Annotated in this window: 17 protein-coding genes; 11 read left to right on the top strand and 6 right to left on the bottom strand. The window is 72.8% G+C overall.

Features of this window, described 5'->3' with window-relative positions:
• Nucleotides 1-305 precede the first annotated feature (305 nt).
• The 3 genes from purU (ACWCOM_RS17670) (at nucleotide 306) to ACWCOM_RS17660 (ending at nucleotide 2,870) form a co-directional block, all read left to right on the top strand.
• On the top strand, nucleotides 306-1,238 hold the full coding sequence (purU, locus tag ACWCOM_RS17670; RefSeq protein ID WP_454550061.1) for a formyltetrahydrofolate deformylase: 933 nt from the start codon (nucleotides 306-308) through the stop codon (nucleotides 1,236-1,238).
• Between the two features lie 118 nt (nucleotides 1,239-1,356).
• Nucleotides 1,357-1,980, top strand: a complete 624-nt coding sequence (locus ACWCOM_RS17665) for a cyclodeaminase/cyclohydrolase family protein (RefSeq protein ID WP_454550060.1) — start codon at nucleotides 1,357-1,359, stop codon at nucleotides 1,978-1,980.
• The gene (locus ACWCOM_RS17660) at nucleotides 1,977-2,870 is read left to right on the top strand and encodes a bifunctional 5,10-methylenetetrahydrofolate dehydrogenase/5,10-methenyltetrahydrofolate cyclohydrolase (RefSeq protein ID WP_454550059.1); all 894 of its coding nucleotides are present in this window, start codon (nucleotides 1,977-1,979) and stop codon (nucleotides 2,868-2,870) included. Before ACWCOM_RS17665 ends, ACWCOM_RS17660 begins: the two co-directional genes overlap by 4 nt.
• A gap of 94 nt (nucleotides 2,871-2,964) precedes the next feature.
• On the opposite strand, the gene ACWCOM_RS17655 is transcribed toward ACWCOM_RS17660, so the two are convergent.
• Together ACWCOM_RS17655 and ACWCOM_RS17650 are read right to left on the bottom strand one after the other, a co-directional pair.
• Nucleotides 2,965-3,630 carry a GntR family transcriptional regulator gene (locus tag ACWCOM_RS17655; RefSeq protein ID WP_454550058.1) on the bottom strand — a complete coding sequence of 222 codons (666 nt, stop codon included), beginning with the start codon at nucleotides 3,628-3,630 and terminating at the stop codon, nucleotides 2,965-2,967.
• Between the two features lie 191 nt (nucleotides 3,631-3,821).
• The gene (locus ACWCOM_RS17650) at nucleotides 3,822-4,484 is read right to left on the bottom strand and encodes a GntR family transcriptional regulator (protein ID WP_454550057.1); all 663 of its coding nucleotides are present in this window, start codon (nucleotides 4,482-4,484) and stop codon (nucleotides 3,822-3,824) included.
• A gap of 151 nt (nucleotides 4,485-4,635) precedes the next feature.
• Between ACWCOM_RS17650 and ACWCOM_RS17645 the strand changes: the two genes are divergently transcribed.
• From ACWCOM_RS17645 to purU (ACWCOM_RS17615), 7 genes are read left to right on the top strand one after another with little or no spacing between them, the layout of a single operon-like run.
• A complete protein-coding gene (locus tag ACWCOM_RS17645; protein WP_454550056.1) occupies nucleotides 4,636-6,006 on the top strand; it encodes a serine hydroxymethyltransferase in 1,371 nt (456 codons plus the stop codon).
• The gene (locus tag ACWCOM_RS17640) at nucleotides 6,006-7,223 is read left to right on the top strand and encodes a sarcosine oxidase subunit beta family protein (RefSeq protein ID WP_454550055.1); all 1,218 of its coding nucleotides are present in this window, start codon (nucleotides 6,006-6,008) and stop codon (nucleotides 7,221-7,223) included. The genes ACWCOM_RS17645 and ACWCOM_RS17640 overlap by 1 nt, the downstream gene beginning before the upstream one ends.
• Before the next feature lie 26 nt (nucleotides 7,224-7,249).
• Nucleotides 7,250-7,537, top strand: a complete 288-nt coding sequence (locus ACWCOM_RS17635; protein ID WP_454550054.1) for a sarcosine oxidase subunit delta — start codon at nucleotides 7,250-7,252, stop codon at nucleotides 7,535-7,537.
• Entirely contained in the window at nucleotides 7,534-10,449 is a 2,916-nt protein-coding gene (locus ACWCOM_RS17630) for a sarcosine oxidase subunit alpha family protein (RefSeq protein WP_454550053.1), read from the top strand. Before ACWCOM_RS17635 ends, ACWCOM_RS17630 begins: the two co-directional genes overlap by 4 nt.
• Nucleotides 10,442-11,128: a sarcosine oxidase subunit gamma gene (locus tag ACWCOM_RS17625; RefSeq protein WP_454550052.1), complete on the top strand. Its 687-nt coding sequence runs from the start codon at nucleotides 10,442-10,444 to the stop codon at nucleotides 11,126-11,128. The genes ACWCOM_RS17630 and ACWCOM_RS17625 overlap by 8 nt, the downstream gene beginning before the upstream one ends.
• A 1-nt stretch (nucleotide 11,129) precedes the next feature.
• Nucleotides 11,130-12,530: an L-serine ammonia-lyase gene (locus ACWCOM_RS17620; protein WP_454550051.1), complete on the top strand. Its 1,401-nt coding sequence runs from the start codon at nucleotides 11,130-11,132 to the stop codon at nucleotides 12,528-12,530.
• Between the two features lie 7 nt (nucleotides 12,531-12,537).
• The gene (purU, locus tag ACWCOM_RS17615) at nucleotides 12,538-13,425 is read left to right on the top strand and encodes a formyltetrahydrofolate deformylase (protein ID WP_454550062.1); all 888 of its coding nucleotides are present in this window, start codon (nucleotides 12,538-12,540) and stop codon (nucleotides 13,423-13,425) included.
• 293 nt (nucleotides 13,426-13,718) lie between these two features.
• Here purU (ACWCOM_RS17615) and ACWCOM_RS17610 read toward each other — a convergent pair whose 3' ends face one another.
• The 4 genes from ACWCOM_RS17610 to ACWCOM_RS17595 all read right to left on the bottom strand — a co-directional run bounded on the left by ACWCOM_RS17610 (nucleotide 13,719) and on the right by ACWCOM_RS17595 (nucleotide 18,587).
• On the bottom strand, nucleotides 13,719-14,399 hold the full coding sequence (locus tag ACWCOM_RS17610; RefSeq protein ID WP_454550050.1) for an MBL fold metallo-hydrolase: 681 nt from the start codon (nucleotides 14,397-14,399) through the stop codon (nucleotides 13,719-13,721).
• Nucleotides 14,396-15,559 carry an S-(hydroxymethyl)mycothiol dehydrogenase gene (locus tag ACWCOM_RS17605; protein ID WP_454550049.1) on the bottom strand — a complete coding sequence of 388 codons (1,164 nt, stop codon included), beginning with the start codon at nucleotides 15,557-15,559 and terminating at the stop codon, nucleotides 14,396-14,398. The genes ACWCOM_RS17610 and ACWCOM_RS17605 overlap by 4 nt, the downstream gene beginning before the upstream one ends.
• Before the next feature lie 150 nt (nucleotides 15,560-15,709).
• Complete coding sequence (locus ACWCOM_RS17600) at nucleotides 15,710-18,178, bottom strand: GcvT family protein (protein WP_454550048.1); 2,469 nt, start codon at nucleotides 18,176-18,178, stop codon at nucleotides 15,710-15,712.
• 46 nt (nucleotides 18,179-18,224) lie between these two features.
• Complete coding sequence (locus tag ACWCOM_RS17595; protein ID WP_156270799.1) at nucleotides 18,225-18,587, bottom strand: bifunctional 3-phenylpropionate/cinnamic acid dioxygenase ferredoxin subunit; 363 nt, start codon at nucleotides 18,585-18,587, stop codon at nucleotides 18,225-18,227.
• A gap of 357 nt (nucleotides 18,588-18,944) precedes the next feature.
• Here ACWCOM_RS17595 and ACWCOM_RS17590 point away from each other — a divergent pair.
• Nucleotides 18,945-19,145, top strand: a 201-nt coding sequence (locus ACWCOM_RS17590) for an FAD-dependent oxidoreductase (RefSeq protein WP_454550047.1), incomplete at its 3' end; no start/stop codon positions are given.

The raw sequence follows: 19,145 nt of genomic DNA, 5'->3' as shown, positions 1-19,145 counted from the left end.
CCTGCGAACGCTGCCAGCCCGCCATGAGCTCCAAGATCTACGCCACCGGCGGCGTCCTCGTCCCCTCCGAACACCACATCGGCGCCTTCCACGACTGGATCACCGAAAAAATCGGCGACACCGTCCCCACCGCCGGCGCCTAGGCGCCGCCGCCCCGGCCGGCCGGTGAGCCGGATCCGCCGGGCACCCACCGGCCGGCCCGGTGCGCCACGCCGATCTCCTCGGCGCCGCACCGGGCCGGCCGGGTCACCCATGCCGGTACGTCAGTCGTCCCCAGCAGCCGCCCCTCCAGGCAGGAGTCCTCCATGACCGTCGTCGACACTCTGTCCTCCTCCGCTTCCTCCTCCGCGCAACCGGCCGGCGCGCCCGCGGGCTCGCCCGACGGGCAGACGCCGCCTCAGTTCGTGCTGACGATCACCTGTCAGGACCAGGTGGGGATCGTCCACGCCATCACCGAGTTCCTTCTCGCCCACGGGGCGAACATCAAGGAGCACCAGCAGTTCGACGACACGGTGCACGGCGTCGTCCACCTGCGCACCGCCTTCACCGGTCCGCCCGAGCTGCGCCTGGAGACGCTGGAGACGAACTTCGCCGCCACCGCCGACCGGTTCGGCATGCGCTACAGCATCCACGACCGGACGCCGCCGCGGCTGCTGGTCATGGTGTCCAAGGGCGGCCACTGCCTCAACGACCTGATCTTCCGCTGGCGGGCCGGCGGGCTCGGGGGAGAGATCGCCCTGGTGGTCTCCAACCACGAGGACCTCCGCCCCATGGCCGAGGCGGCCGGCCTGCCGTACATCCACATCCCCGTGACTCCCGCCACCAAGGAGGAGGCGGAGCAGCGGCTGCTGGACCTGGTCGAGGAGCACGACATCGACCTCGTGGTGCTGGCCCGCTACATGCAGATCCTCTCGGACGACCTGTGCCGGGCGCTGAAGGGGCGGGCCATCAACATCCACCACTCCTTCCTGCCCGGCTTCAAGGGCGCCCGGCCCTACCACCAGGCCTACGAGCGAGGCGTGAAGCTGGTCGGCGCCACCGCCCACTACGTCACGGCCGACCTGGACGAGGGTCCGATCATCGAGCAGGAGGTCATCCGGGTGGACCACACCCATGACCCCCGGGCCCTCTCCACCGTGGGACAGGACGCCGAGGCGCTGGCCCTCTCCCGGGCGGTCCGCTGGCACTGCGAGCACCGCGTGCTCCTGGAGGGCTCCAGCACCGTCGTCTTCCGCTGAGGCCCCGCGGCCCCGATCCGGCTCCGCCACCGGGATCGGGGCCGCAGCCCCATGCCGCACCGGCGGGCGTCGTCCACGCCCGCCGCCACCCGCCAACGCCCACCGGAGGAAAGAGATCATGATCGGTTCGGAGACCCTCAACGACTACCTGGAGCGCCTGGCGTCCCGGGAACCCACGCCCGGGGGAGGCGCGGCCGGCGCCCTGCACGCGGCCCAGGGCGCCGCCCTGATCGCCATGGTGGCGCGCTACACCACCGGGAAGCGCTACGCCGAGCACGAGGAGGAGTCCCTGCGGATCGCCGCCCGCGCCGACGACATGATCCCGGCGGCGCTGCAGCTGGCCGACGACGACGAGAAGGCGTTCGCGGCCGTGATCGCCGCCTACCGCCTGCCCTCGGCCTCGGACGAGGACCGTGCCGCCCGCAGCCGGGCCGTCCAGGAGGCCACGGTGGCGGCGGCCGCCCCGCCGCGTGCGCTGATCGGGCTCGCGACGGAGATCGTGGACCTGGGGCGGCAGCTGGCCGAGTTCAGCAACCCCAACGTGATCAGCGACGTGGCGGCCGCTTCCGAGGCGGCCCGGGCCGCGATCGCCACGGCCCTGATCACGCTGGACATGAACATCAACGCGATCACGGACGAGCGGACCCGGGCGGAGTTCCGGGACGAGCTGCGCCACGCGCACAACGCCATCCTGGCGGCCCAGGTCGTGACGGACCGCGTGCGGGAGAAGGTGATGGCATGACCGCCCGCCAGCTGTTCGGCAAGCCCGTCGCGCAGCGGCTGCGGGCCGAGACCGACGCCAACGTCGCCGCCCTGCGCGACCGCGGGGTGCTCCCCGGCCTCGCCGTCGTGGTCGCCACCGACCACGAGGCCACCCTGTGGTATGTGCGCTCCATCGCGCGGGCCGCGGACCGGGCCGGCGTGCGCTGCACGGTCGTCGACCTCGGCGCCGGCGCCGGGGCCGAGGAGATCGCCTCGGCGCTCACGCTGCTCAGCGCCGACGACGACGTCCACGGCATCATCCTGCAGACCCCCCTGCCGCCGGGCGTGGCCGGGGACGAGCTGGTGGCCCGGATCAGCGCGGACAAGGACGTGGACGGCGCCAACCCCCTCAGCCTGGGCCGCCTGACCGTGGGGCAGCAGGCCTTCGCCCCCGCCACGGCGCGGGCGGTGGTGGAGATCCTGGAGCACCACGAGATCCCCCTCGCCGGCCGGCACGTGGCGGTGGTGGGCCGCTCGGCGGTCGTCGGCAAGCCGCTGCTGCAGCTGCTGCTCCAGCGGGACGCCACCGTCACGGCCTGCCACTCCCGCTCACGCCCCCTGGAGCGGTACACGGCGGAGGCCGAGATCGTGGTCGCCGCGGTGGGACGGCCCGGCCTGCTCACCGGTGCGCAGCTCCGGCCCGGCGCCGTGGTCGTCGACGTGGGCACCAACGTCCTGGAGAACGGTGATCTCGTCGGCGACGTGGAGCCCCTGTCGGCGGCCGGGGTCGCCTCGGCCCTCACCCCGGTGCCCGGGGGCGTGGGCACGGTGACCACCGCCCTCCTCGTCCTGCACACCACGCAGGCGGCGCTGCGGCTGAGCGAGGAGCCGTCCGCCGCGCGGCCGCTGGAGTCCGGCACCCGGTCCTGACCGCGGGGCCGCGGACGGCCGGGCGGAGACGACGGGCGCCGTGCGCGCCCGCCCGGGCAGGGCGCACCGGCACGGTGCGTCCTGCCCGGGCGGTTCAGAGGACCTGGCGGATCTGCGTCTCGAAGTCCCTGACGTGGGTCAGCATGATGGTGCCCGCCTCCTCGGCGTCGCCGTCCAGCACGGCCGTCAGCAGAGCGCTGTGGACCGTGATGTGCTCCTGGAGCTCGGGAATGCGGTCGGCCACCACGCACCAGATCCGGGTGGCCAGGTTGCTGTAGCGCTCCAGCGTGGCCTGCAGGTGGGAGTTGCCGGCCGCCGCGTAGATCGCCCGGTGGATCCGCACGTCCCAGCGCAGCGCCTCGTCCCGGTCCGGCCGCTCGTTCTCCGGGTCCGCGAGCCGGTCGCGCAGCTCCTCCAGCTGGGACCGGACGCTGCCGCCGCGCCGCTCGGACGCCAGCCGGGAGGCCAGGGGCTCCAGCACCTCGCGCACCTGGGAGATCTCCGAGAGCGCGGTGATGTCCACGGTGGTGGCGAACGTCCCGCGCCGGGAGTAGGTGACCACCAGGTGCTCGGACTCCAGCCGCTTGAGCGCCTCGCGCAGCGGGGTCCGCCCGAGGTGGAGCTCCTGGGAGAGCCGCCCCTCGTTGAGCGGGGCTCCCGGCGGGATGTCCAGGAAGATCAGGCGGTCCTGCAGCTGGAGGAACGCCCGGTCGGCCAGGGAGAGCGGCTCGTCCTGGACGGAGGCGGGGGTGATGGACATGACGTGATGCGCACTTTCCGTTCGTGGCCGGGGAGCCGCCGCGGGCGGGCGGGCTCTCCCCGGAAGGGCCTTGCCCCTACCGTAGCCCCCGCGCCGGCCGGAGCGGACCGCAGCCCTCCCGCCGTCCGGCCCGGTCCCCCGCGGGCGCTCCGGTGGAGCCGGCCGCCGCGACGGGGCCGGCCCCACCGGGATCACAGGATGCCGCGCATCGTGTGCTCGAAGCTGGTCACGTGCTCGAGGGCGAGCTCGGCGGCCTCCTCGGCGCGCCCGCCGGCGATCGCCTCCAGCAGGGCCACGTGCTCGTGCACGTGCCCGCCGACCGTGGGCACCCGGTCCAGGACCAGGCACCAGATGCGCGTGGCGAGGTTGTCCAGCCGCACCAGGGCCTCCTCGAGGTGCGCGTTGCCCGTGGCCCGGTAGATCAACCGGTGGACCTGCAGGTCCGCCCGCATGAAGCCCTGGTTCGTGGGTGCACCGCCGGCGAGGTCGCGGGCCAGGTCCTGCATCTGCTGCCGCGCGGGGGGAGCGGCCGCCAATGCGGCCTTCCGGGCGGCGAGCGGCTCGAGGTTGCGGCGGAGCTCGGAGACGTCGGACAGGGCGGTGATGTCCACCTGCGTGGCGAAGGTGCCCCGCCGGGGATAGGAGACCACCAGGTGGTCCGTCTCCAGCCGCTTGAGCGCCTCCCGGACCGGCGTCCGGCCGATGCCCAGCTCCGCGGCCAGGTGGGCGTCCTGGATCATGGCCCCGGGACGGATCTCCAGCACGGTCAGGCGGTCGCGCAGCAGCAGGTAGGCCTGCTCGGCCATCGATCCGGGGGCCTCCGGGCCGTACTCGGTGGTGGTGGCGACGCTCATGATGTCACTCCTCGCTGGGGACCGGTGCGGGAGTCGCGGGACGCGGACCGCCATCCATTGACACCCCTTCAGCCCTAGCATACCTTTGAGCAACAGCTGATATATCAAACTCGTATCAGCCGCTGAACGCGACCCGCATAGGAGCTCAGGGATGCCCGATCTGAACACTCGCCTGGCCGACGCCGACCCGGAGGTGGCGGCGGCCATCGACCAGGAGCTGATCCGTCAGCAGTCCACGCTGGAGATGATCGCCTCGGAGAACTTCGCCCCGACCGCGGTCATGGAGGCCCAGGGGTCGGTGCTCACCAACAAGTACGCCGAGGGCTACCCCGGCCGCCGCTACTACGGCGGCTGCGAGCACGTGGACGTGATCGAGCAGCTGGCCATCGACCGGATCAAGGACCTCTTCGGCGCCGAGCACGCCAACGTCCAGCCCCACTCCGGGGCCCAGGCCAACGCCGCGGTGATGCACGCCCTGCTCACCCCCGGGGACACGATCCTGGGGCTGGACCTGGCCCACGGCGGGCACCTGACCCACGGCATGAAGCTCAACTTCTCCGGCCGGCTCTACAACGTGGCCGCCTACGGCGTCTCGTCGGACGACCACCTCATCGACATGGCCGAGGTCGAGCGGCTCGCGCTCGAGCACCGCCCCCAGCTCATCGTGGCCGGCTGGTCCGCCTACCCGCGGCAGCTGGACTTCGCCGAGTTCCGCCGCATCGCCGACGCGGTCGGGGCCTACCTGATGGTGGACATGGCCCACTTCGCCGGCCTGGTCGCCGCGGGGCTGCACCCCTCCCCCGTGCCGTACGCCGACGTGGTGACCACCACCACCCACAAGACCCTCGGCGGCCCGCGGGGCGGGGTGATCCTGTGCAAGCAGGAGCTCGCGAAGAAGATCAACTCCGCGGTGTTCCCCGGCCAGCAGGGCGGCCCGCTGGAGCACGTGGTCGCGGCCAAGGCGGTCGCCTTCAAGTACGCCGCCGGCGAGGAGTTCCGGGAGCGCCAGGCCCGCACCCTGGAGGGCGCCGAGATCCTCGCCCTCCGGCTGCTCTCCCCCGACGTGGCGGCCACCGGGATCAGCCTGGTCAGCGGCGGCACCGACGTGCACCTGGTGCTCGTGGACCTGCGCGACTCCGAGCTCGACGGCCAGCAGGCCGAGGACCGCCTGCACCGCATCGGGATCACGGTCAACCGCAACGCGGTGCCCTTCGACCCGCGCCCGCCGATGGTCTCCTCGGGGCTGCGGATCGGCACCCCGGCCCTGGCCACGCGCGGGTTCGGCGCCTCCGAGTTCACCGAGGTCGCGGACATCATCGCCCAGGCGCTGATCCAGCCGCTGACCGAGGAGCTCACCGACCGGCTGCGCGGCCGCGTCACCGCCCTGGCCGAGGCCTTCCCCCTGTACCCGGAGCTGCCCCCGATCGCCGGGGCCCGGGCGGAGGAACCGGCCGCCGAGGCCTCCCCCGAGGAGCTGTCCGCCGCGGAGCGGACCTCCTCCGTCCTGAACGGAGTGTCGTAATGGCTGATCTGCTCCCGGAGCACCCGGACTTCCTCTGGCACAACCCGGACCCGAAGTCCTCCTACGACGCCGTCATCGTCGGCGGCGGCGGTCACGGCCTGGCCACGGCCTACTACCTGGCCAAGAACCACGGGATGACCAACATCGCGGTGCTCGAGCGCGGCTGGCTGGCCGGCGGCAACATGGCCCGCAACACCACCATCATCCGCTCCAACTACCTGTGGGACGAGTCGGCGGCGATGTACGAGCACTCCCTGAAGCTGTGGGAGCAGCTGCCGGAGGAGCTGGAGTACGACTTCCTGTTCTCCCAGCGCGGGGTGATGAACCTCGCCCACACCCTGGGCGACGTGCGCGAGTCCGTGCGCCGGGTCAACGCGAACAAGCTCAACGGCATCGACGCGGAGTGGATCACCCCGGACCAGGTCAAGGAACTGTGCCCGATCATCAACGTCGACGAGGACCTGCGCTATCCCGTGATGGGGGCGACCTACCAGCCCCGGGCCGGGATCGCCAAGCACGACCACGTCGCGTGGGCCTTCGCGCGCAAGTGCGACGAGCTCGGGGTGGACATCATCCAGAACTGCGAGGTCACCGGCTTCCTGAAGGACGGGGACCGGGTGGTCGGGGTGGAGACCTCGCGGGGCACCATCCACGCGGGCAAGGTCGGGCTCTGCGGGGCCGGGCACTCCTCGGTGCTGGCCGAGCTGGCCGGGTTCCGCCTGCCCATCCAGTCCCACCCGCTGCAGGCCCTCGTCTCGGAGCTGCACGAGCCGGTCCACCCGACGGTGGTGATGTCCAACCACGTGCACGTCTACGTCTCCCAGGCCCACAAGGGCGAGCTGGTGATGGGCGCGGGCGTGGACGCCTACACCGGCTACGGCCAGCGCGGGGCCTTCCACGTGATCGAGGAGCAGATGGCCGCCGCCGTGGAGCTGTTCCCCATCTTCGCCCGGGCGCACGTGCTGCGCACCTGGGGCGGGATCGTGGACGTCACCCTGGACGCCTCCCCGATCGTGTCCAAGACGCCGGTGGACCAGCTCTACGTCAACTGCGGGTGGGGCACGGGCGGCTTCAAGGGCACCCCGGGCGCCGGCTACTCCTTCGCCCACACCATCGCCACGGACGAAGCCCACCCGCTCAACGCACCGTTCTCCCTGGACCGGTTCGAGACCGGGATCCTCATCGACGAGCACGGCGCCGCCGCCGTGGCCCACTGACCCGCCCACCAGGAGGCAGGAACACCATGCTGCTGATCGAGTGCCCCTACTGCGGGCCGCGCGACGAGACCGAGTACCAGTACGGCGGGGAGGCGCACGTGCCCTATCCCGAGGACCCCTCCCGGCTCTCCGACCAGGAGTGGGCCGAGTACCTCTTCTACCGCAACAACCCCAAGGGCCTGCTCGCCGAGCGCTGGGCCCACTCCGCCGGGTGCCGCCGCTGGTTCAACGTGGTGCGCGACACCGTGACCTACGAGATCGCAGCCGTCTACCGCATGGGCGAGACCGCCCCGCAGATCGGAGGAGTCCGGTGACCGACCAGACCTACCGCCTGCCCCCGGAGCGCAGCACCGCGAGCGGCATCGACCGCACGAGGCCGTTGAGCTTCACCTTCGACGGGGAGCAGCTCTCCGGCTACGCCGGGGACACCCTCGCCTCGGCCCTGCTCGCCGCGGGCAGGATCACCTGCGGGGACTCGATGTACCTGGGCCGCCCCCGCGGGATCCTGGCCGCGGGCGTCGAGGAGCCCAACGCGCTCGTGAAGGTCGACGCCCGGTCGGGCGTGGACGTCGACGAGTCCATGCTGCCCGCCACGTCCGTGGAGCTCAACGACGGGCTCGCCGCCGGCTACCTCCGCGGACTGGGCCGGCTGGACCCGCGCAAGGACCGGGCCGTGTACGACCGCAAGTACGTCCACACGGACGTGCTGGTCGTCGGGGCCGGGCCCGCCGGGCTGACCGCGGCCCGGGAGGCCGCCCGCTCCGGCGCCCGGGTGATGCTGCTGGACGACCAGCCCGAGGCCGGCGGCTCCCTGCTGTCCGGGCGGGACGAGGTCGTCGACGGCGTGCCGGCCCGCACCTGGGTGTCCGAGACCGCCGCGGCGCTGGCCGGCGCCCCGGAGGTCACGGTCCTGCAGCGCACCACGGTGATCGGCAGCTACGACGCCAACTACGTCGTGGCCGTCCAGCGCCGCACCGACCACCTCGGCGGTCCGCCCTCCCCGGCGGTCTCCCGGGAGCGGATCTGGCACGTGCGCGCCCGCCAGGTGGTGCTGGCCACCGGGGCCCACGAGCGGCCGATCGTCTTCGAGAACAACGACCGCCCCGGGGTCATGCTCGCCGGCGCCGTGCGCACCTATCTCAACCGGTACGCCGTGGCCGCGGGCTCCCGGGTGGTGGTGGCCACCACCAACGACTCCGCCTACGCCGTGGTCGCGGACCTCGTGGCCGCGGGCGTGGACGTCGCCGCCGTGGTCGACTCCCGCGGGGAGGTCCAGGGGACCCCCGCCGCGGTCGTGGCCGCCACCGGGGTGCCGCTGTTCAGCGGCAGCGCCGTGGTCGACACCCTCGGCGAGGGCGAGGGCGGGCGCGTCAGCGGCGTCGTCGTCAGCGCCATCGACGACGACGGCCGCCTGACCGGGACGCCGCAGACCGTCCCGGCCGACCTGCTGGCCGTCTCCGGCGGGTGGACCCCCGTGGTGCACCTGCACAGCCAGCGCCAGGGCAAGCTCACCTGGAACGAGCGGCTCGCCGCCTTCGTCCCTGCCGCCCCGGTGCGGGGCCAGCAGACCGCGGGGGCCCTCAACGGCACGACCGACCTGGCCTGGTGCCTCACCGAGGGCGCCGCCGCCGGGGCCGAGGCGGCCCTCCGGGCCGGCTTCGAGAGCACCCCCGAGACCCCGCAGGCGGAGAGCACGGAGTCCGCGCCCGTGCGCCCGCTGTGGCTCGTGCCCGGCCGCGACGGGGAGCCCGCCGAGTGGCGGCGCCACTTCGTGGACCTCCAGCGGGACCAGACCGTGGCCGACGTGCTGCGCTCGGTCGGGGCCGGGATGCGCTCCGTGGAGCACGTGAAGCGCTACACCTCCATCTCCACCGCCAACGACCAGGGCAAGACCTCGGGGGTCAACGCCATTGGCGTGATCGCCTCGGCGCTGAACACCGAGGACGTCGGCGGGATCGGCACCACCACCTACCGCGCCCCCTACACCCCGGTGGCCTTCGCCGCGCTCGCGGGGCGGCAGCGCGGCGAGCTGTTCGACCCCGCCCGCCGCACCCCGATCCACGAGTGGCACGAGGCGCACGGGGCGCTGTTCGAGGACGTGGGGCAGTGGAAGCGGCCCTGGTACTACCCGCACGCCGGGGAGGACATGGACACCGCCGTGCTGCGCGAGTGCGCCGCCGTGCGCGAGAGCGTCGGCTTCATGGACGCCACCACCCTGGGCAAGATCGAGATCCGGGGCAAGGACGCCGGGGAGTTCCTGAACCGGGTCTACACGAACGCGTTCAAGAAGCTCAAGGCCGGCATGGGCCGCTACGGCGTGATGTGCACGCCGGACGGCATGGTGTTCGACGACGGCGTCACGCTGCGCCTGGACGAGGACCGCTACCTGATGACCACGACCACCGGTGGGGCCGCCAAGGTCCTGGAGTGGCTCGAGGAGTGGTCCCAGACCGAGTGGCCCGAGCTCGACGTGGTGTGCACCTCCGTGACCGAGCAGTGGGCGACCGTCGCCGTCGTCGGCCCGCGCTCCCGGGACGTGATCGCGAAGCTGGCCCCGGAGCTGGACGTCTCCCAGGACGCGTTCCCGTTCATGGCCTTCCGCGAGACCACCCTGGCCTCCGGGATCCCGGCGCGGGTCTGCCGCATCTCCTTCTCCGGGGAGCTGGCCTTCGAGATCAACGTGGCCGGCTGGTACGGGCTGGCCGTGTGGGAGGCCGTGGCCGCGGCCGGCGAGGAGTTCGGCATCACCCCCTACGGCACCGAGACGATGCACGTGCTGCGCGCGGAGAAGGCCTTCCCCATCGTGGGCCAGGACACCGACGGCACCGTCACCCCGCAGGACCTCGGCATGGACTGGGTGGTGTCCAAGACCAAGGACTTCATCGGCAGGCGCTCCTACGACCGGCCCAGTGCCACCAGCGACGACCGCAAGCAGCTCGTGGCCGTGCTGCCCGTGGACCCGGACCGCCGCCTGCCGGAGGGCGCCCAGCTGATCGTGCACGGCACCCCCGTCACGCCGCAGGAGGGCCCCGTGCCCATGGAGGGCCACGTGACCTCCAGCTACCGCAGCGCCGCCCTGGGACGCACCTTCGGCCTGGCGCTGGTGAAGAACGGCCGCAACCGCATCGGCGAGACGCTCCAGGCCCCGCTCGACGGGGAACTGGTGGACGTCGTGCTCGCCGAACCCGTGCTCTACGACCCCGAAGGGAAGCGCCGAGATGGCTGATCAGCTCCTGACCGACGACGTCACCGACACCACGGCGCTGCGCCGCAGCCCGCTGGCGCACCTCCGGCCGCAGATGCACGAGCGGACGGTGCCGGGTGAGCGGGGCGTGGCCCTGCGCGAGATCCCCTACCTGACCATGGTGGGCCTGCGCGTGGTCCCCGGCACCGCGGCGGCCGAGTCCGTGACCGCCGCGGCGGGGGTCCCCCTGCCCGGCGGCCACGGACAGGTCACCGGCTCCGCGGACGGCACGGCCGTGCTGTGGCTGGGTCCCGACGAGTTCCTGCTCGTCGGCCCGGAGGGCGCCGGCCCCGCGGCGGTCGGCCCCGCCGGCGGCGCGCACCACGAGGCCGCCGACGACGCGGGCACCGCCGCCGGGCTCGCCCGCGCCCTGGGCACCGAGCCCGGGCAGGCCGTGGACCTGTCCGCCAACCGCACCACGCTGGAGCTGTCCGGGCCCTCGGCCCGGGCCGTGCTCGAGAAGGGCTGCCCGATCGACCTGCACCCGCGGGTCTTCGGGCCGGGGACCGCGGTGGCCACGACCCTGGGTCCGGTGCAGGTGCTGCTGTGGCAGACCGCCGAGCAGGTCTACCGGCTCCTGCCGCGGGCCTCCTTCGCCGACTACACGGCGCGCTGGCTGCTGGACGCCATGGCCGAGTACGCCGCCCCCGAGGTGCCCTGACATGACGCTCAGCGTGCTCGACCTGTTCTCCGTGGGCATCGGGCCCTCCTCGTCCCACACGGTGGGCCCGATGCGAGCCGCCCGGCTCTTCGCCGAGGGCCTGCGCGCCGACGGCGTTCTGGAGAGCGTGGGTCGGGTGCGCGCGGAGCTCTACGGCTCCCTCGGCGCCACGGGGCACGGCCACGGCTCGGACAAGGCCGTGGTGCTCGGGCTGCAGGGCGAGGACCCGGAGACGGTGGACACCGGCACCGCCGACGAGCAGGTGCGCCGGACCGCCGAACGGGGCGTCCTCCGGCTCGCCGGCACCCACCCGGTGGCCTTCGACCGCTCCGAGGACGTGGTGATGCACCGGCGGAGGTCCCTGCCGGCGCACCCCAACGGGATGACCTTCCTGGCGCTCGGCGCCGACGGCGGGCTCGTGCGCGAGCGGACCTACTACTCGGTGGGCGGGGGCTTCGTCGTCGACGGCGACGCCGCCGGGGCGGACCGGATCGTGGCCGACGCCACGCCGGTGCCGTACCCGTTCACCACCGGGCGGCAGCTGCTGGAGACCTGCCGGCGCGAGCGGCTGAGCATCGCCGAGGTGATGCTCGCCAACGAACGGTGCCGGCGGTCCGACGCGCAGACCCGGGAGGCGCTGCTGGGCATCTGGGCGGTGATGCAGGAGTGCGTGGAGAACGGCTGCAGCCGGACCGAGGCGACCCTGCCCGGGGGGCTGAAGGTGCGCCGCCGGGCGCCCGCGCTGCGGGCCCGGCTGGTGGAGGCCGAGGCGGCCGCCGCGCTCGACCCGGACCGGGCGCCGGACGCGCTGCGGGCCATGGAGTGGGTCAACCTGTTCGCGCTGGCGGTCAACGAGGAGAACGCCTCGGGCGGGCGGATCGTCACGGCGCCCACCAACGGGGCCGCGGGGATCATCCCGGCCGTGCTGCACTACTGGGCGCGGTTCGTGCCCGGCGCGGACGACGACGGCGTGGTGCGGTTCCTGCTCACCGCCGCCGCCGTCGGCATCCTCATCAAGGAGAACGCCTCCATCTCCGGCGCCGAGGTCGGCTGCCAGGGGGAGGTGGGCTCCGCCTGCTCCATGGCCGCCGCGGGGCTGTGCGCGGTGCTGGGCGGCACCCCGGAACAGATCGAGAACGCCGCCGAGGTCGGCATCGAGCACAACCTCGGGCTCACCTGCGACCCGGTGGGCGGGCTCGTGCAGATCCCCTGCATCGAGCGCAACGCGATCGCGAGCATGAAAGCGGTCAACGCGGCCCGCCTCGCCCTCCAGGGCGACGGCGAGCACACGGTCTCGCTGGACCAGGTCATCAAGACCATGCGCGAGACCGGCAAGGACATGAAGATCAAGTACAAGGAGACCTCCCGTGGTGGCTTGGCCGTCAACGTCGTCGAATGCTGAACCGCACCTGCAGCCGGAGTCCGTGCTCACCGCACCCTCCGCCACCGAGCTGGTGCTGACCCTCGACTGCCCCGAGAAGCCGGGCATCGTGCACGCCGTGAGCGGCGTGCTGCTGGAGCACGGCTGCAACATCGTGGAACTCACCCAGTTCGACGACCGCCGGCTCGGCCACTTCTTCATGCGCGTCCACGTGGCCCCGGCCACGGGGGAGGCCCTCGACGCGCAGAGCCTGCGGCAGGCCCTGTCCCCGGTGGCCGAGCGGTTCGGCATGCGCTGGGAGCTCAACGAGCACCAGGCGAAGCGGCGGGTCCTGGTGATGGTCTCCAAGTTCGGCCACTGCCTCAACGACCTGCTCTTCCGCGCCCGCACGGGCGAGCTGCCCGTGGACATCGTCGCGGTGGTCTCCAACCACCGGGACCACCAGCGCCTGGTCGAGTGGCACGGCATCCCCTTCTTCCACGTGCCCGTCACCCGGGACACCAAGCCCGCGGCCGAGGCGCGCCTGCTGGAGCTGGTGGACCGCTTCGAGGTGGACCTCGTGGTCCTGGCCCGCTACATGCAGGTGCTCAGCGACTCGCTGGCCACCCGGATGGAAGGACGGGTCATCAACATCCACCACTCGTTCCTGCCGTCCTTCAAGGGCGCCAAGCCCTACCACCAGGCCTACGAGCGCGGGGTGAAGACCGTGGGCGCCACCGCGCACTACGTCAACGCCGAGCTGGACGAGGGCCCGATCATCGCCCAGCAGGTGGTGACCGTGGACCACACCTTCGGCCCCGAGGACCTCGTGGCCGCCGGCCGCGACACCGAGTGCAAGGCGCTCTCCGACGCCGTCCGGTGGCACTGCGAGGGGCGGGTCGTCCTGCACGGCAGCCGCACCGTCGTCCTGCGCTGACCGCCGGCCCGCCCCGGGAGACCGGGGCCGGACGCCGGAGAGCCTCCGTGGCGGGGGTGGTCGCCCTCGCCACGGAGGCTCTCGTGCTGTCCGCCCCTGCGGGGATCCCCGCAGAGAGGCTCCACCGATCCCCGGGCCGGCCCGCCCGCGACCACGGGAGCCGGTTCCGGAGAGGTGGGTGCCCTGCTCGGGGGCCGGTGCCGGGCGGGCCGCGAACGGCCGATCCCCCCGGGGGCGGGTGCCTCCGGGGGGATCGGTGGTCCTGGTGCCGGCGGCCGGCCGGCTGCGGGCCGTCAGTGGCCGCGGTCGATCCACTCCTGCAGGTGCGGGGCCTCGGCCCCGACCGTGGTGGGGTCCCCGTGGCCGGTGAGCACCTCGGTGCCCTCGGGCAGGCTCAGCAGCCGGTCACGGATCGAGTCGATGATCGTGGGGAAGTCGCTGTAGGAGCGCCCGGTGGCCCCGGGCCCGCCCTGGAACAGGGTGTCGCCGGAGAACACGACCCCGTGCTCGCCCAGCTCCGGGGCGTAGAAGCACACCGAGCCCGGGGAGTGCCCGGGGGTGTGCACGGCCGTGAGGCGCACCCCGTCCAGCGCGAAGGTGTCCCCGTCGGCGATGGAGCGGTCGAAGAGCGCGGACGGGTAGACCTGCTCCCAGAGCATCGTGTCGGCCGGGTGCAGGTACACCGGCGCCCCCACCTCCTCGGCGACCTCGCGCACGGCGCGGATGTGGTCGTCGTGGCCGTGGGTGAGCAGCACGGCCACCACGGTGCGTCCGGCCACCGCCCCCACCACGGCCGAGGGGTCGTGGGCCGGGTCGATCACCAGGCACCGCTCGTCGTCGCCGACGATCCACACGTTGTTCTCGACCTCCCAGGTGCCCCCGTCCAGGGAGAACGTCCCGGCGGTCACCAGGTGCTCGACCCGCACCCGGCCGGAGGCGTCGGTCCGCTGCGGCGCGGCCTGCCGCGCGGTCATCGGGCCGCTCCGGCCGGTGCGGCCACACCGGTCTCCGCGCCGTGCTCCTGCGCGCCGGCCCCGGGCCGGTCCAGCTCCACGACCGAGCGCAGCACCTTGCCGGCCTTCATCTTCGCGAAGGCCTCCTCGACGTCGCCCAGACCGATGCGCTCGGTGACGAAGCCGTCCAGGTCCAGCCGGCCCAGCCGGTACTGGTCCACCAGCATCGGGAAGTCCCGCGACGGCAGCGTGTCGCCGTACCAGGCGGACTTGATGGACCCGCCGCGCCCGAAGACCTCGTCCAGCGGGATCTCCCAGGTCGTCCCCGGGGCCGGGACCCCCACCAGCACCATCCGCCCGGCCAGGTCGCGGGCCTCGAAGGCCTGCTTGAACGTCGGGGCGATGCCCACGGCGTCGATCACCAGGTCGGCGCCGAAGCCGCCCGTGAGCTCCCGGATCGCCTCGACGGGGTCCTGCTCCCGTGAGTTCACGGTGTGGGTGGCCCCGAACTTCGCGGCCGTGGCCAGCTTCTCGTCGTCGAGGTCCACGGCGATGATCGTGGTCGCCCCGGCCAGGGCGGCCCCGGCGATCGCGGCCGCACCGACCCCGCCGCAGCCGATCACGGCCACGGACTCCCCGCGCTGGACGGCGCCGGTGTTGAGCACCGCGCCGATCCCGGCCATCACCCCGCAGCCGAGCAGCCCCACGGCCGCGTACTGGTGGTCCTCCAGCTCGCCCTCGATCTTGGTGCACTGCCCCGCCGCCACCAGGGTCTTCTCGGCGAACGAGCCGATGCCCAGGGCCGGGGTCAGCGGGGTGCCGTCCTCGAGCGTCATCTTCTGGGTGGCGTTGTGGGTCGCGAAGCAGTACCAGGGCTCCCCCTTGCGGCAGGCCCGGCACTCGCCGCACACGGCGCGCCAGTTCAGGATGACGTGGTCGCCCACGGCGACCTCCGTCACCCCCTCGCCGACGGCCGAGACCACTCCCGAGGACTCGTGGCCCAGCAGGAACGGGTAGTCGTCGCCCACGCCGCCCTCGACGTAGTGGTGGTCCGTCTGGCACACCCCGCAGGTGAGCACGTCCACCAGCGCCTCGCCGGGCCCCGGGTCCGGGACCAGGATGGTCTCCACGCTGACGGGCTGGTTCTTGCCCTTCGACACCACGCCCTTGACCTTGTGCATGCTGGAACTGCCTTTCGTCGTCGTCGTCGGCACCGGGAACGGTGCTCGATCACAGGTTCGTGCTGAGCCGTCCCGGCACCCGGAATTTCGTGGTGGGGACGGAGGTCCGCGGCCGGGGCGGCGTGCGCCCCGGCCGCGGTGGCGGAGGCCTCAGCCGCGGATGCGCTCCATGCCGGGATCCACGAGCGGCTCGGCGCTGACCGTGGCCCGGACCCGCTCGCCGAGGTACTCGATCTCCACGCCGTCCCCCTCGGAGACCTCCGGCGGCAGCCAGGCGTAGGCGACCGGCCGGCCCACGGTGTGGCCGAAGACGGCGCTGGTGACGTAGCCGGAGGCGGCGCCGTCCACGTACACGGGCTCCTTGCCCAGGACCACGGAGCGGCCGTCGTCGACGGTCAGGCAGCGCAGCCGTCGCCGGGCGTGGCCGTCGGCGGCGACGGCCTCGGACCCCACGAACTCGCCCTTGTCCTTCTTGACGGCGAAGTCCAGTCCGGCCTCCAGGGCGGTGTGCTCCGTGGTCATGTCCGTGCCCCAGGAGCGGTAGCCCTTCTCCACGCGCAGGCTGTTGAACGCCGCGCGGCCGGCCGGCACGATGCCGAACTCCTGGCCCGCCTCGAAGAGCAGGTCCCACAGCTTGAGGCCCTGGTCGGCGGTGGTGTACAGCTCCCAGCCGAGCTCGCCCACGTAGGACAGGCGCATCGCGGTGACCCGCAGGCCGCCCACTCGGATCTGCTTGGTGCGGAAGTACTTCAGGCCGTCGTTGGAGAGGTCGTCGCGGGAGACCTTCGCCATGACCTCCCGGGCCTGCGGGCCCCAGAGGCCGATGCAGCAGGTCTCGGCCGTGGTGTCCCGGACCCGGACCCAGGCGGTGGGGTCCTCGGCGCTCTGCCGGTTCGCCTCGGCGCTCAGGTACGCCACGTCCACGCTGCTGTTGATGCCGGCCTGGAAGAGCTCGTCCTCGAGCCTGGCCACCGTGATGTCGCTGCGGATCCCGCCCTTCTCGTCCAGCAGGAGGCAGTACGTCACGGCGCCCGGCTTGCGCAGGACGTTGCCGGTGCTCAGCCGCTGCAGCAGCGCGGCGGCCCCCGGCCCCTCGACCACCACGCGCTTGAGCGGGGTCATGTCGTACATCGCCACGGCGGTGCGGGTCTTCCACGCCTCGACCGCCGCGATCGGCGAGTGGAACCGGGCCGCCCACGGCTCCCGCTCCGGCTCCCGCCACTGCTCGGGCAGCTGGTCCAGGAGCGCGGCGTTGGACTCGTACCAGTGCGGGCGCTCCCACCCGTGGCTCTCCAGGAAGAACGCGCCGAGCTCCAGCTCGCGGGAGTAGAACGGGCTGACGCGCAGGTTGCGCGGCGACTCCCGGGGCTGGAGGGGGTGGAGGACGTCGTAGATCTCCACGAAGTTCTGCTTGCCGGTCTCCTCGACGTACTCCCGGGAGAGCTGCACGTCGTCGAACCGGGTGGCCTCGCAGCCGTGCAGGTCCGTCTCCGAGGTGCCGTCCACCAGGAGTTCCGCCATGGCCTTGGCCACGCCCGAGGAGTGGGTGACCCACACCGCCTCGGCCACCCAGAAGCCGGCGAGGTCCGGGGACTCACCGATGAGCGGACCACCGTCCGGGGTGAAGGAGAAGATCCCGTTGAAGCCCTCCGCCACCTCGCTGCCGCGCAGGCCGGGAAGGAACCGCTGGCTCTCGGCCCACTGCTCGACGAAGTCCTCGGGCGTGAAGTCCAGGCGGGAGGGCATCCGGTCGTGGGCGATGTCGCGGGGCGCGTAGTGCGGGAGGTCGTCGAGGTCCACCGGGATCGGGCGGTGCGCGTAGGAGCCGATGCCGATCCGGTCCCCCCACTCCCGGTAGTAGAGGTCCGCGTCCTGGTGCCGGAGGATCGGCAGGGTCGCGCCGTTCGGGGCGTCGTGCTTGCCGACCAGCTCCGGGACCGCGGAGGTGAAGACGTACTGGTGGGCCAGCGGGAGGATGGGGCACGGCATGCCGGCCATCTCGCCGATCGCGGGTCCCCAGAACCCGGCGCAGGAGACGACGACGTCGGCCGGCACGGTTCCGTCCGACGTGGTCACGCCGGTCACGCGGCCGTTGGAGCGCTCGATGCCGGTGACGGTGGTCTCCGGGCAGTACGTCACGCCGGCGCGGGTGGTGCGGTCGATGAGCACCTGCACCGCCTTGGCCGCCAGGGCGAGCCCGTCCGTCGCCACGTGGTAGCCGCCCAGGACCATCTCGGGGTTGACCATGGGGTGGTGCTCGAGCACCTCCTCGGGGGTGAGCAGCCGGCCCTGGAGACCCCACGACGTCGCGTAGCCCATCTTGCGCTGGAGCTCCTCCAGCCGCTCCGGGGTGGTGGCCACCTCGAGACCGCCGACCTGGTTGAAGCAGCCCAGGGACACGAGCTTCTCCACCGTGTACTGCGCGAAGTGGGTCATCGTCCGGGACGGGTTCGTCTGGAAGACGAGTCCGGGCGCGTGCGACGTCGAGCCCCCGGGCAGGGGCAGCGGGCCCTGCTCGAGGACGGTGACGTCCGTCCAGCCGCGCTGGACGAGCTCGTCGGCAAGGTTGGTGCCGACGATGCCGGCTCCGATGATGACGACGCGAGGGGTGGTGCTCATGGGCGGTTCTCCTGACCTGCGGGTGTCGTGCGGGGATCGGCCGGGTTCAGCCCGACTGGGACTCGTGGCCGTGGGCGGTGAGCCCGGGCGGCAGGTTCGGCGCCTCGGTCGACTCCTCGACCATGATGTCGCCGTCCACGACGGTCACCACGTGGGTCCGGACCGGCAGCTTGGCCGGCGGCGCGTCCACCGCACCGGTGCGGAGGTTGAACTTGGACGCGTGCAGCGGGCACTCCACCTCGCAGTCCTCCACCCAGCCGTCGGCGAGGGAGGCGTCCTGGTGGGTGCAGGTGTCGTCGAGGGCGAACAGCTCGCCCTCCTCCGTGTGGAAGACGGCGATGGGGGGGACGGTGTCGAGGCGCAGGGCGTCACCGGGTGCGAGGTCCTTGAGGGGACAGGCCTTGTGCATCGGGTCAGATCCTTTCCTGAGGAGGTCGGGCCGGCCGTGCCGAGCGTTGCCACTCGGGTCGAACAGGCTCACCATGAGCAACAGGCGTTGCATTGTGCAACAAGGGTGGGGACTGGGAACGGGCGATGTCAAGAGCTGCCCGCCGGACGGTCTGTGACCCACCCCACAGGGCGACGCAGTGTAAATTTCTCGCGACGCAATGCCGGGATCCCTTGACGAAGCCCTGGACGGGGCTCACTCTGAATTTCACATTACGAACCGTGTTGCAGGACTTGCGCGGTCAATTCCGGGCCGGTCCTTCCGCCGTCACCCGGGTGGCCGCTCGTCCACAGCCTGTCCCTCGAAAGGGGTCCCTGTATGGAGTCCCTCGTCATTGTCGGAGCGTCCCTGGCCGGTCTGTCGGCCGCCCGAGCGGCACGGAACTACGGCTTCGCCGGGCGGGTGGTGATCATCGGGGATGAGGTCCAGCGCCCCTACGACCGTCCGCCGCTGTCGAAGGACTTCCTGGCCGGGCGGATCGAGATCGAGGACCTCACCCTGGAGACCGACACCGAGGAC

The sequence above is a fragment of the Kocuria sp. KH4 genome (assembly GCF_053711175.1).
Note: the sequence above shows the minus strand (reverse complement) of the source record. Positions and strands in the feature narration are given on the sequence as shown.